We start from the raw sequence: 12,461 nt of genomic DNA, 5'->3' as shown, positions 1-12,461 counted from the left end.
CCACTAAACTACACCCGCATGTACAATAGAGAGTATAACGCTTTTTATTAAATCTAACAACCATTTCTCCCAAACAATAAAATTGACAATTTAACCAATACTGACTATCTTACAAATAAGTAGAATCGTTCTTTCGTGACGGTTTAAAAAGGAGCCTTAACAATGGAAACTTTAGCAGCTTTTCAAGCGGCACTTAAAGATCAGACCAACACAATCGCCTTCATCTCTTCTGAAAATTGTAGCGTTTGTCATGTAGATGAACCGAAAGCCCGCAAACTGGCAGAGGAATTTGAGATACCTTTTTATCATTTAGATATTATGCAAGAACCTGAATTGGCCGGTTTTTTTAAAGTCTTGACTGTTCCAGCCGTGCTAGTTTATCACGAAGGCAAAGAAATCGCTCGACAAGCGCGCTTCATTGACTTTCATACATTAGAAAAATTAGTGCAGCAGCTACCGAAACAATCAGAAGAAACCGATTATCAAACTTTATTTAATTAACGCGTTAATATAAGAAAGGCTTTCGCGAACTCGCTCAGCTTTTGAGCAATAAGACCAAACGATTTCTAAATTGTTTCTCAAATTTCGAAATCGTTTTACTTATTGTCGATAAAGCTAGTTTGTGAAGCCGGACATGAATATGCCTATTGTAAAGCGATTTATTCATATGAAAATTTTATACTTTCTTCATAGTCAAAAAAAGACTGAGCCGAGGCTCAGTCTTTTATTTATTGTCTGTATTATGATGCAAGAAGTAAATCAAGGTCTGCAATTCGTTGGTTAGATCGACGCTTTGGATAATGATATTATCTGGCGCTGTCAAACGAGCCGCAGTAAAGTTTAAGATACCCTTGATACCGGCAGCTACTAATTGATCTACCACTTGTTGGGCTTGTTGCGCTGGCAACGTCAAGATGGCGATCTCAATTTGTTGTAATTTGATTTGTTCTACCATATTGTCTAACGGGTATACGGGAATACCATCCACGATACGGCCGACGATATCTTCTTTGACATCAAAGGCGCAGCTGACACGAATACTATTGCTTTGATGGAATTTAAATTTCAGCAAGGCGCTACCTAAATTACCGACACCAACTAAAGCCACGTTAGTCAATTGATCGTCGTTTAAGATTTTTCCGAAGAAATGCATCAAGTCTTCTACGTCGTAGCCATATCCACGTTTTCCAAGTTCACCGAAATAAGAAAAGTCGCGACGGATCGTTGCGCTGTCGACTTGGATCGCCTCACTTAGTTCTGTTGATGACACTTTCGTTTTGCCAGCGTTATTCAATATACGTAAATACCGATAGTACAACGGTAGTCGTTTTACAGTCGCTTTTGGGATTGAATGTTCTTTCACAATAACTCTCCTTTAACAAAAAATTTCATAAATGTTGATTACTGAACTATAATAGCAAGAATGTTAGGTAAATTGCAACGCTCTTGCTCAAAATTTTGTGAAAAAATCACGATATAGTAGAAATGACCGCTTCCAATCGCGTCACTTTTAAAAATATGGTAGACTGAAGCCATTCGGAAAATAAATTTAAGGAAGAAAATAAATGATTTTATTACAAGCAAATCAAATCGCCCGTTATTTTGGGGCGGATACATTATTTGAAAATATTCATCTAGAAATCGCCAGTAAAGGTCGCATCGGCTTAGTCGGTCGCAACGGTGCCGGAAAGTCGACTTTATTGAAGATTATCGCAGGCATTGAAGCTCCTGACGCTGGTCAAATCATAAAAAATAAGCAAGCAACCTTAGGCTACTTGGCCCAAGATACCGGATTGGATTCTAATGAAACAATTTGGAATGAAATGCTGAAGGCGTTTGAAGCCGTTCGTAAAATGGAAACACGGATGCGTGAAGTCGAAGTCGCAATTGGCGAGACTTCGGAAAGTGATAGCCGCTACGCTTCTTTATTAAAAGAATACGATCAATTACAACATGATTTTAACGACCAAAATGGCTATGGCTATGAAAATGAAATACGCAGCGTCCTTCACGGCTTTAAATTCGACGAAAGCTTTTACGAAAAAGAGATCAGCACCTTATCCGGTGGACAAAAGACCCGTTTGGCTTTGGCCCGGATGCTCTTAGTACGACCTGACATCTTGATTCTCGATGAACCAACGAACCATTTAGACATTGAAACGCTGGCTTGGCTAGAGGATTATCTACAAGGCTATCCCGGTGCTCTCTTGATCGTCTCTCATGACCGATACTTCTTGGATCGGGTCGTAAATGAAATCTATGAAATTTCTCGCCATAAAATTCGCCATTACACAGGCAATTACTCCCGCTATCTTGATTTAAAGGCCGCGCAACTGGCGAGTGACTGGAAAGCCTATGAGAAACAGCAAACCGAGATCGACAAACTTGAAGATTTCGTTGCTCGTAATCTTGTTCGGGCTTCCACGACCAAGCGGGCTCAAAGCCGGCGAAAGACGTTGGAAAAAATGGATCGGCTGGATCGGCCTGATGGCAAGGAAAAATCGGCCACTTTTATGTTTGACATCGATAAAGTTTCCGGCAATGTCGTTTTACAAGTGGAAGAAGCGGCGATTGGCTACGCCGAAACGTTAGCCGAACCAATTGATCTGGATGTGCGCCGTGAAGATGCCATTGCGCTAGTTGGTCCAAATGGGATCGGCAAATCGACCTTGTTGAAATCGTTGATTGGACAGCTTCCCTTCATTAAAGGCGAGGCTCACTTTGGGACCAATGTGTCCATCGGCTATTACGATCAAGGCCAAGCTGATCTGCACGGCAATAAAACGATTTTAGCTGAGCTTTGGGACGAGCACCCAACCACACCGGAAAAAGACATTCGCTCTGTCTTAGGCGGCTTTCTTTTCAGCGGTGAGGACGTGGAAAAGACGATTCCTTTATTAAGCGGTGGTGAAAAAGCCCGCGTGGCATTAGCCAAGCTTTCGATGAACAAAGAAAACTTTTTGATTCTTGATGAACCAACAAACCATTTAGATATCGACAATAAAGAAGTTTTGGAAAACGCCTTGATTGATTATCAAGGAACGCTACTATTCGTTTCTCATGACCGCTACTTTATCAACCGGATCGCCAATAAAGTCATCGAGCTTTCACCAGAAGGCAGCAAACTGTATCTAGGTGATTATGATTATTATTTGGAGAAGAAACGTGAAGAAGAAGAATTAGCGGAACTTTTAGCAAAAGAGGAAACGCCAGTAGCTGCGCCAAAGAAAAAATTCTACCAAGACAAAGAGCAGCAAAAATTGATTCGTAGTTTAAAACGTAAGATCGAAGCTATTGAAGAAAATTTATCCAACCTGGATGAAAAGATTGATCAGTTGGAAACACAGATGAGCCAGCCGGATATCTTGAATGATCATGTTCAACTATTGGAATTGACTAATGAGCTTGAAGCGAAAAAAGCTGAGCAGGAAGAACAATTAGCCAGTTGGGAAGAGCTTAGCATAGAATTAGAAGAATTCGCATAACCTACAACTTTCGACCGATGACACCACCCTCCTTTTTCGCTTTAATAAAGGAGTGGAGGTGTTTTTTTATGACACGGCGAAGACGTCCGTTTTCAATTTTTCTAGGATCTATTTTAGTCATGGCAAGCTTAGGCATTTTTGCCACGCGCTTTTTAAATATAAATAGTAGTGCTGACAGCCAGCAAGATTTCTCTGAAACAGCCAATCAGTACTTGCAAGGACACGGACAGGATTTCCCACTGTTGCTCCAAACCGACCCTCGCTGGAAGGAAACCGCCTACGGCAGCGGCTCGGATCAAAATAATTTGGCGACGAATGGCTGTGCCATTACCTCTTTAGCTATGATCTTATCTTATTGGGAACATCGAACCGTTTATCCAACCGAAGTTTTACAATGGAGCGGTGATCGCTATTATCAAACTGGACAAGGAACAGCCTGGTCGATCTTTCCTGCTTTTGCCCAGAATTATGGGCTAACGATAACTGACCTCGGAAAAAATCAGACGACAATTCAACAGCATCTAAATCAAAACCAACCGATTGTAATTTCCGTTAATCCCGGCGAATTTACTGATGTCGGTCACATTATGGTCATCAAAAAAGATATTCAGAGCGACCAGCTCATCATTTATGATCCTAATGACAATCAAACAAAGGAACATTATCGACAAAAATATTCATTAGATCACTTGATGCCTCAACTGGCAAATGCTTGGGCATACACAAAATAGAGCGGACGCAAATGCGTCCGCTCTATTTTGTTGGGGGTTCCTGCTTTTACAGAGGAAAAAGATATTTTTTAGGGTAATTTCATCATAAAGGATAGATTTGAAAAAGCAGTGAGCTTTTTTAGCTAAAGATAGAATAATTTATGGCGAAAGTATGAAGCTAATTTTTTTTTAGCTTTAAGAGTAAATCCCTTAAAGCGTTTAATAAAAAAATAAATTATTTATTTACTATTCATTATTGTTATTAAGTTAGAATCCCAATTGATTGTATCAGCAATTCACTAAATTATATATGTTATCTTAAAAATAACCTTAGCTAATTAATGTAAAAAGTACTACAAAAAGGTTTACATATTTTGATTTAACGGGTATATTGTGTGTGTAAACTTTAAAGTATTTTTTACTTAAAGAGGAGGATTTTTATGTCAATCAACATAGACTCACAAGAATATTTAGACAAGATCGATGCGTGGTGGCGGACAGCCAACTATATTTCTGTTGCACAAATGTATTTGAAGGATAACCCATTACTACGTCGTCCGTTGCAAAAAGAAGATTTGAAAACTCATCCAATCGGTCACTGGGGAACCATTGCTGGTCAAAATTTCCTTTATGCTCATTTGAATCGGGTGATTAATAAATATGACTTAAATATGTTTTACATCGAAGGTCCAGGTCATGGCGGACAAGTCATGGTTTCAAACTCCTATATCGATGGAAGCTACACTGAAATTTATCCTGAAGTAACTGAAGATGAAGCAGGCTTGAAACGTCTATTCAAAATGTTCTCATTTCCTGGCGGGATTGCTTCACATGCAGCTCCTGAAACACCTGGTTCAATCCACGAAGGTGGCGAATTAGGCTATTCCCTTTCTCACGCTACCGGCGCAATCTTAGATAATCCAGACGTAATCGCTGCAACGGTCGTTGGTGATGGTGAATCAGAAACGGGACCTTTAGCAGCTGGTTGGTTTTCAAATACGTTCATTAACCCTGTAAACGATGGGGCTGTCTTACCGATTCTTTATTTAAATGGCGGAAAAATTTCAAATCCAACAATCCTTTCACGTAAAAGCGATGAAGATTTGACCAAATATTTTGAAGGAATGGGCTGGAAACCTTACTTTGTTGAAGGCAATGATCCTGAAAAAGTTCATCCATTAATGGCAAAAACGTTAGACACAGTCATCGAAGAAATCAAAGCAATTCAAGCCGAAGCACGTAAAGGCAAAGCTGAAGATGCAGAGATGCCTCATTGGCCAGTGATTCTTTACCGCACACCAAAAGGCTGGACTGGTCCTGAAACATGGGATGACGAACAAATTGCCGGAACTTTCCGTGCCCATCAAGTTCCAATTCCTGTTGATTCCGAACATATGGAACATGCGGATAAATTAGTAGCCTGGTTGAAATCTTATCGTCCAGAAGAATTATTTGACGAAAACGGCAGAGTTGTCGATGAAGTCAAAGAACTTTCTCCAAAAGGCGAACATCGGATGTCAACGAATCCTATTACCAACGGCGGAATTGATCCAAAACCTATGAATATGCCGGATTGGAAAGCTTTAGCGATCGATACTTCTAAGCCTGGAGCTGTCGTTGCTCAAGACATGATCGTCTTTGGCGGACAAGCCCGCGATATGATTAAAAACAATCCAAACAACTTCCGGATTTTTGGACCAGATGAAACCAAATCAAACCGTTTGAACAAGGTCTTCGAAGTAACAGATCGTCAATGGATGGAGCCCAAAAACAGTACGGATGAATGGCAATCTTCTGTCGGCCGCGTGATTGATGGACAATTGTCCGAACATCAAGCAGAAGGCTTCTTAGAAGGCTATGTCTTAACAGGACGTCATGGTTTCTTTGCCAGCTACGAATCATTCTTGCGTGTAGTGGATTCAATGTTGACTCAACATTTCAAATGGATGCGTAAAGCTAGCGCTCATTCATGGCGCAAGCACTATCCTTCATTGAATTTGATCTCAACATCGACCGTCTTCCAACAAGATCATAATGGTTATACCCACCAAGATCCTGGTGTATTGACTCACTTAGCTGAGAAAAAACCAGAATTTATTCGTGAATATTTGCCAGCAGATGCTAACAGCTTAATGGCCGTCATGGATAAAGCAATGCAAGATGAACAAGTCATCAATTTGATTGTTTCAAGTAAGCATCCACGTCCACAGTTCTATTCGGTTGAAGAAGCTGAAGAATTAGTCGATAAAGGCTTGAAAGTCATCGATTGGGCCAGCACCGATGGTGATAGTGAACCTGATTTAGTCATTGCAGCAGCGGGAACAGAACCTAATTTGGAAGCATTAGCCGCTGTAAGCATCCTAAACAAAGAATTTCCTGAGCTAAAAATCCGTTTCATTAATGTTGTCGATATCTTGAAACTTCGTCATCCAAACATTGATCCTCGCGGATTAAGCGATGAAGAATTCGACGAATTGTTTACGACCGATAAACCAGTCGTCTTTGCCTTCCATGGCTATGAAAATATGATTCGTGATATCTTCTTTGATCGTCATAATCATAACCTTAAAATTCATGGCTATCGCGAAAATGGTGACATTACTACACCATTTGATATGCGTGTCTTTAGTGAGTTGGATCGTTTCCATTTAGCACAAGATGCTGCCAACGCTGTCTTTGGCGAAAAAGCCGCAGAATTCGCAGAAAAAATGGACGAAACCTTACAAACTCATCACGATTTCATTCGTTCAGAAGGAAAGGATCTTCCTTTAGTCGATGATTGGCAATGGGCACCACTAAATAAATAAAACAATACAAGAAAGTCCCTAGAGCAAAATTTGCTCTAGGGACTTCTTTGTGTATTATAACTTATTGATTTTTTCTACTAAGGATTGGAGGATCTGATTCATTTTGACGCCGTTATCTTCCATAATCACTTTTTCAGACAAAATGAAGGAACCGCCAATGCCCACAACATTTGGATTTTCAATGTATTCTAGAAAATTTTCTTCATTGATCCCACCGGTTGGTAAAAATTTTATATCATAGAAAGGTCCGCTTAACGCATTGATTGCTTTCAAACCGCCATAAATATCTGCCGGAAAAAACTTAACTGTTTTTATTCCATAACTTGCGGCCTGCTGAATATCTGTTGGTGTTGCTGTTCCGGGAAAAATTGGGATTTCTTGCTCTAAACAATACTCGATTACTTCAGGTACTACAGCTGGAGAAACAATAAAAGTTGCACCATTTTCAATGGCAATTTTTACCTCTTCCAATGTTCGAACCGTTCCCGCTCCTACTAATAATTTGCCGGAAGCAGACAATTGTTTGATGGCTTCACCGGCTAATTTGCTACGAAACGTCACCTCAATCAAGGGAACGTGATTTTCTACTAAAATTTCCTCAACTTTGGGTAAATAGCTTAAATCGGTGGCAGTATAAAGAGGTAATAATTTCACTTCTTCTAGTGTTTGATAAACATTTTGTGACATTTTATTCTCTCACTTTCTAGCATTCGCTTTAGTGATCGCTTCGTGTAGGCCTTGCATATAAGTGATCCCCATCGCGCGGTCATACAATCCGTAACCTGGTCTTGCGACTTCTCCCCACAGTGTACGACCGTGATCTGGACGAATCACTCCATCAAAGCCAACCTCGATCAAGGCTTCCATAATTGCGTACATATCTAAAGAACCTTCCGTTGACAAATGCGCCGTCTCTTTAAATTTACGTTCACCTAAAAATTCTACATTACGGAAATGAACGAAATTGATTCGGTCACCTACTTCATGAATAATCTTCACCATATCATTATTAGGATCAGCTCCTAAGGCACCTGTACAAAGTGTGATCCCATTGTAAGGAGAGTCCACCATACTAGTGATTCGTTTTAAGTCTGAAAGATTCTTTGTAATTCGTGGGAAGCCAAAAATTTCCCAAGGTGGATCATCCGGATGAATCCCCATTTTGACATCTGTTTCTTCACAAACCGGAATGATTCTTTCCAAAAAGTACTTCAAGTTTTCAAATAAAACATCTTCGGTGACACCTTCATACATCTCAACTAATGAATTAAATTTGTTCAGACGCTCCTCTTCCCAACCAGAAAGCTGGAAACCTTTTGATTGGCTGCTGATTAACTTGTACATATCTCCTGGTTCCATATTGTCTACCACGGCTTGATCGTACAATAGCGCCAAACTACCATCTTCATTTTCATAATTCAACGTTGTTTTGGCCCAACCAAAAATTGGTTTAAAGCTGTAGCAAATTAAATGAACATCACACGCCGCTAAATTGCGGATGGTTTGAATATAATTATCAATGTAGTGATCGCGTTCTGAGGTACCTGCTTTGATTGCATCATGAATTGCGACACTTTCGATCCCTAGTAATTCGATTTTTTCTTTTTCGATCGAATCCTTTAATTCCTGGATCTCTGCAACTTCCCAGACGTCGCCTGGAAGTTTGTTTAATAACGTACCAACAATCCCATTGATTCCGGGAATTTGTCGGATATCGTTTGCTGTAATGGAGTCACCTTGCTCTCCATACCATCTAAAGCCCCACTTCATTTATCCAGCCTCCTGTTTGTTTAAAAATCATCCTCATCGTCTTCACCTTCAGCAACCTCTGAAATATGCCAGCTACTTAGGCTGTCCGTCCCTTGAGTAACGACTGCTTCCGCGATTTCTTCCACCGGTGTGCTCAAAATTTGGTGATTGATCGTTTCTAACAACATTGGCAAATTCACACCGCCGATGACATACACTTTTTCTTGCACTTCGCTGTCTAACCCATTGGTAATTAAAACCGCTTGATTATAGGGACTTGCACTGACTAAGTCCGTCAAAACGATCACGCCAGCGTCTTGATTTACTTCATTAATCGCGTTTTCGATCTTTCCACCTAAAGCTTGAACATCGTCTCCTGCATTTAGATTGACGGTTACGATATTATTGGTTTCTCCTATGATGACTTCTGCAGCATCTTTCAAGCCATCACTTAATTTTCCATGTGTTGCAATTACGATTCCTAACATAGCGGCCCTCCTAATTTTTTATTGCAGCAAATCCGCTACCAGAGAAATATTTTCCATATTGATTTTTTTCTCTTTTAAATCAGCTTTTGCGAGATAAAAAGACTGATCCTCCTGGTCGATTCGCGCACTGAAAAGATAGCTGACTTTTTGATTTGACGCATGATACGTTACTTTTTCATGATCAATTTTGGTATTTGGGAACTTGCCCACTAAATGCAGCGGTGCCGAAGCGCCCACACTGTCCAAATAATAAATCTTGCAGCTGTCTTTGACTTGGCTTTGCAATTCTTCAAGTCCCGCATTCCCATAACTGCCTTCATCTAAAAAGGCATAGGCAACCGTTTCTTGATCATTTTCCGCAATCATTTTTAACATCGCTAAAATCGATGATGTATTCCGCACCAGTGTTTTTCGAGTAGATAATCCTTTCGTTATTTTCCCAAATAGAGCAAAATAACCGGCATAAATCGCCACTATTAAAAGGGTACTCAAAGAATTAAATTGAAAAGAATCTGGAGAAATACGCATATAGATCAATGTCCCTAGAGCACCTATAGCGATTGCCGCCAGTGTACTCAGTAAGATGAAAGTGGTCGTTTTCTTCGCCTGGTCTTTCCGGTCAAATAAATGATACGAACCGATGCTTTCTGGAGGTGTGTCGTAGCTCGTACAAATGACGCGATTGGCCTTTTTAAGATTTCCTACATAGACGTTTCTTGCCGCGTATTTCTTTTGCTGGTTGTATTCGACTACGCGAATATCTTCACGTAATTTTGCAATGTCTGTCACTAGCGCTGTTAGAAATCTTTTTTTACTTTTTTCGGTACGCCGCAAGCGATAGATATATTGGTAACGAAACAACCAATCTTTAAATGCCTCTGTCTGCTCCATCGATTTCTCCTCCTGTTTTTATCGGTTCGTTTTAATTGATCTTAAAGCCCAAATTGTTTCAAGACATCTTTTAAACTTGATTTTGGTGCGGATGGTGTTGCTTGGAAATAAATATCCTCTACACCATAATTTTCATTCATATCTTTTAATTTTTCCGCATCCTCTTTGTTAAGATAAACTGATTTGGTTACCAGTAAATCTTTTTCAGGATCTTTTTGCGCGATTCCGCCGATGTTTAATTCCTTCATCGGCACACCATGCTTCACTAAATCATAGATGACGCCAACCGTCTTGGTGATTAGGATGCAGTTGTATTCTTTAAAGTTGAATTCATCCCAATAGAACTTCGCTTTTTCCGGTGTGATCACAATGGTTTTTTGACCTGTCCGGCCACCTGCATTCTTGTATAATTCACGCATAAATTTGTCTTTTGCGACTACTTCATCTACTACGAAGATTGAATTTACACCACTTTTTTGTGAAAGAGTCACCATTACTTGTCCATGAATCAAACGCTCGTCTACTCGAGCTAAATTAATTACGCCCATTTTAAACACTTCCTTCTAATTTTTATAAAATTCCAACTCCGGCTAAGATAATTAAAATCAAGGTTAGCCAAAGCAAGGCTTGCGTAACCTTCAATCCTTTTTTCGTGTAGAACCAATAGACACCCATCACGACCGCTAAAGGTAAAATTCCTGGAACGATCTGATCAAGGATTTCTTGAATAACGAATTTTCGGCCGGAGATTGCGAACTTCAAGGTTGATTCTACTTTGACATAATTGCCGGCTAAAATTCCCATCATGAATAACCCGAGAACTGACAATGCTTCGATTGCAGTTTGAACGCCAGTACTTTGCATCAGACCCGTTGCATTACGTCCCATTGTAAAGGACTGTCTCGCAAAGAAGACTCCTAAAGCTGCTTGGTAAATCGCAAAGCAGACAAATGGGAACAAGGCACCCAGTGGACTTCCTTGTTGTGCCCATGGAACAGCGATCGCAATAAAGATATATTGAACCGTTCCTGAGTCGATGGCATCACCAATCCCGGCTAACGCTCCCATCAAACCCGCTTTTGTGTTGTACATCAAATCATCTTGCATCAAGATTTCTTTTTTCTGATACTCTTCTTCTGCCCGTTGTTGTTCCATTGATGACATCAACCCGGTGATAACACCACCACCCCAACTTAGCTGAGTATTAAAGAATAGCAGTTGACGCTTATAGGCTGCTTTTAAATCATCATCATTTTTATATAATTTTTTCAAGATCGGCATCATCGCATAAAGTAGCGACGGTGCTAAATAGCGTTCAAAAGAATGAGGAATCTCATTGGCGAAATGCCATCTAAGATATGCTTTGGTTACGTCTTTACTAGTAATCTCTTCCGGTGCTAGATTATTATTTGATACTTGATTCGTCGAAACTTCTTCCGTCATTATCTTTCCCTCCTATAAATGGCTTCCTAATTAGAACCCGTCATCGTAATCATCGTCGTCATCGTCAAAAGAAGTACTTGAACCATCTCCAGCAGCTTCAGCAGCCGGTGGCGTTCCTTTGCCGCCCTTTTGTGATTGAACGAAGATCAAGGCAATCAAGATGCCAAAGATCGCGTACGTAACCATCGTGATTTCTAGTGATTTCAATACCACACTCATGAAATACGCAAGGAAGAAAAAGACCATATAATCTTTCCGACCAATAACATATACAGTTGTTGCGATCCCGATCGCGGCTAATCCGCCACCGACAACCTCTAGAATATGAATCACTACAGTACCTTCCAAAGCGTTAATAACATCGGCGATAATTGGTGCGCCTAAAAATAGGGCAATGAACACTAACGGTACAAATAAAACAAATGATGCCAACGTTGGGTATAAAATAATCGAACGTTTCATTGCTTTTGCATTCAAATCTTCCACCGCTTTATCGGTGTACTTCCCTAAGAAAGTATTAATGAAGAAACGGAACTGATACAAATAGCTTCCTAACAAACCAACTGGAACAGCAACCGCGATCGCGGCTTCGGGTTTTAAATTTCCTAACAAGGCAACTGGTACTGCGATCGCCGCCGCAATTGACGGTTCCGCCGGCATTGAACCACCTGGTGAGAAGACCCCCATATAAATCATTTGCAAAGCTGCCGTAACGATCATCGCTTGAGCAACATCTCCCATTACAATCCCGACAACTAAGCCGGTCATTAATGGTGAAAAGCGCAAGGTTAAGGTAGCTCCTCCTCCTAGCCAGCGTGACATTACTGCAGCGACCCATAAAGCAATCAACAGACTCTGCGTTACACTCAAAGTATCCATAATTTCCTC

The 12,461-nt window shown here is 40.4% G+C and carries 12 protein-coding genes; 4 read left to right on the top strand and 8 right to left on the bottom strand.

Annotated elements, in window-relative coordinates; genetic code table 11:
• Positions 1-162: 162 nt before the first annotated feature.
• Positions 163-501: a thioredoxin family protein gene (locus RV00_RS14785; RefSeq protein WP_071863329.1), complete on the top strand. Its 339-nt coding sequence runs from the start codon at positions 163-165 to the stop codon at positions 499-501.
• A 223-nt stretch (positions 502-724) separates the two neighbouring features.
• Here the strand turns inward: RV00_RS14785 and RV00_RS14780 are convergent, their stop codons facing one another.
• Complete coding sequence (locus RV00_RS14780; RefSeq protein WP_071863328.1) at positions 725-1,363, bottom strand: redox-sensing transcriptional repressor Rex; 639 nt, start codon at positions 1,361-1,363, stop codon at positions 725-727.
• A 202-nt stretch (positions 1,364-1,565) separates the two neighbouring features.
• Between RV00_RS14780 and RV00_RS14775 the strand changes: the two genes are divergently transcribed.
• The 3 genes from RV00_RS14775 (at position 1,566) to RV00_RS14765 (ending at position 7,002) form a co-directional block, all read left to right on the top strand.
• Positions 1,566-3,485, top strand: coding sequence for an ABC-F family ATP-binding cassette domain-containing protein (locus RV00_RS14775; RefSeq protein WP_071863327.1), 1,920 nt, complete (start codon positions 1,566-1,568; stop codon positions 3,483-3,485).
• Between the two features lie 68 nt (positions 3,486-3,553).
• Positions 3,554-4,216 carry a C39 family peptidase gene (locus tag RV00_RS14770; protein WP_071863326.1) on the top strand — a complete coding sequence of 221 codons (663 nt, stop codon included), beginning with the start codon at positions 3,554-3,556 and terminating at the stop codon, positions 4,214-4,216.
• Positions 4,217-4,635: 419 nt separating this feature from the next.
• Positions 4,636-7,002 (top strand): phosphoketolase family protein, encoded by a 2,367-nt coding sequence (locus RV00_RS14765; RefSeq protein ID WP_071863325.1) that lies wholly within the window; start codon positions 4,636-4,638, stop codon positions 7,000-7,002.
• A 54-nt stretch (positions 7,003-7,056) separates the two neighbouring features.
• On the opposite strand, the gene RV00_RS14760 is transcribed toward RV00_RS14765, so the two are convergent.
• Genes RV00_RS14760 through RV00_RS14730 form a run of 7 tightly spaced genes read right to left on the bottom strand, consistent with a single transcriptional unit; the run spans position 7,057 to position 12,452 of the window.
• Positions 7,057-7,689, bottom strand: coding sequence for a bifunctional 4-hydroxy-2-oxoglutarate aldolase/2-dehydro-3-deoxy-phosphogluconate aldolase (locus RV00_RS14760; RefSeq protein WP_071863324.1), 633 nt, complete (start codon positions 7,687-7,689; stop codon positions 7,057-7,059).
• A gap of 9 nt (positions 7,690-7,698) precedes the next feature.
• On the bottom strand, positions 7,699-8,772 hold the full coding sequence (gene uxuA, locus RV00_RS14755; RefSeq protein WP_071863323.1) for a mannonate dehydratase: 1,074 nt from the start codon (positions 8,770-8,772) through the stop codon (positions 7,699-7,701).
• A 20-nt stretch (positions 8,773-8,792) separates the two neighbouring features.
• Positions 8,793-9,239 (bottom strand): PTS sugar transporter subunit IIA, encoded by a 447-nt coding sequence (locus tag RV00_RS14750; RefSeq protein WP_071863322.1) that lies wholly within the window; start codon positions 9,237-9,239, stop codon positions 8,793-8,795.
• An 18-nt stretch (positions 9,240-9,257) separates the two neighbouring features.
• Complete coding sequence (locus RV00_RS14745) at positions 9,258-10,130, bottom strand: hypothetical protein (RefSeq protein WP_071863321.1); 873 nt, start codon at positions 10,128-10,130, stop codon at positions 9,258-9,260.
• A 41-nt stretch (positions 10,131-10,171) separates the two neighbouring features.
• Positions 10,172-10,678, bottom strand: coding sequence for a PTS sugar transporter subunit IIB (locus tag RV00_RS14740; protein ID WP_071863320.1), 507 nt, complete (start codon positions 10,676-10,678; stop codon positions 10,172-10,174).
• 22 nt (positions 10,679-10,700) lie between these two features.
• The gene (locus RV00_RS14735; RefSeq protein ID WP_071863319.1) at positions 10,701-11,573 is read right to left on the bottom strand and encodes a PTS system mannose/fructose/sorbose family transporter subunit IID; all 873 of its coding nucleotides are present in this window, start codon (positions 11,571-11,573) and stop codon (positions 10,701-10,703) included.
• A gap of 30 nt (positions 11,574-11,603) precedes the next feature.
• Complete coding sequence (locus RV00_RS14730; protein ID WP_071863318.1) at positions 11,604-12,452, bottom strand: PTS mannose/fructose/sorbose/N-acetylgalactosamine transporter subunit IIC; 849 nt, start codon at positions 12,450-12,452, stop codon at positions 11,604-11,606.
• Positions 12,453-12,461: the final 9 nt, after the last annotated feature.

It is taken from the genome of Enterococcus devriesei, from assembly GCF_001885905.1.
Lineage (GTDB): Bacteria > Bacillota > Bacilli > Lactobacillales > Enterococcaceae > Enterococcus_A > Enterococcus_A devriesei.
Note: the sequence above shows the minus strand (reverse complement) of the source record. Positions and strands in the feature narration are given on the sequence as shown.

Bases quoted from the DNA above. Each gene is read 5' to 3' on its own strand.
- RV00_RS14785 (WP_071863329.1), top strand. From the start codon at position 163: ATGGAAACTTTAGCAGCTTTTCAAGCGGCACTTAAAGATCAGACCAAC.
- RV00_RS14775 (WP_071863327.1), top strand. From the start codon at position 1,566: ATGATTTTATTACAAGCAAATCAAATCGCCCGTTATTTTGGGGCGGAT.
- RV00_RS14770 (WP_071863326.1), top strand. From the start codon at position 3,554: ATGACACGGCGAAGACGTCCGTTTTCAATTTTTCTAGGATCTATTTTA.
- RV00_RS14765 (WP_071863325.1), top strand. From the start codon at position 4,636: ATGTCAATCAACATAGACTCACAAGAATATTTAGACAAGATCGATGCG.
- RV00_RS14760 (WP_071863324.1), bottom strand. From the start codon at position 7,689: ATGTCACAAAATGTTTATCAAACACTAGAAGAAGTGAAATTATTACCT.
- uxuA (WP_071863323.1), bottom strand. From the start codon at position 8,772: ATGAAGTGGGGCTTTAGATGGTATGGAGAGCAAGGTGACTCCATTACA.
- RV00_RS14750 (WP_071863322.1), bottom strand. From the start codon at position 9,239: ATGTTAGGAATCGTAATTGCAACACATGGAAAATTAAGTGATGGCTTG.
- RV00_RS14745 (WP_071863321.1), bottom strand. From the start codon at position 10,130: ATGGAGCAGACAGAGGCATTTAAAGATTGGTTGTTTCGTTACCAATAT.
- RV00_RS14740 (WP_071863320.1), bottom strand. From the start codon at position 10,678: ATGGGCGTAATTAATTTAGCTCGAGTAGACGAGCGTTTGATTCATGGA.
- RV00_RS14735 (WP_071863319.1), bottom strand. From the start codon at position 11,573: ATGACGGAAGAAGTTTCGACGAATCAAGTATCAAATAATAATCTAGCA.
- RV00_RS14730 (WP_071863318.1), bottom strand. From the start codon at position 12,452: ATGGATACTTTGAGTGTAACGCAGAGTCTGTTGATTGCTTTATGGGTC.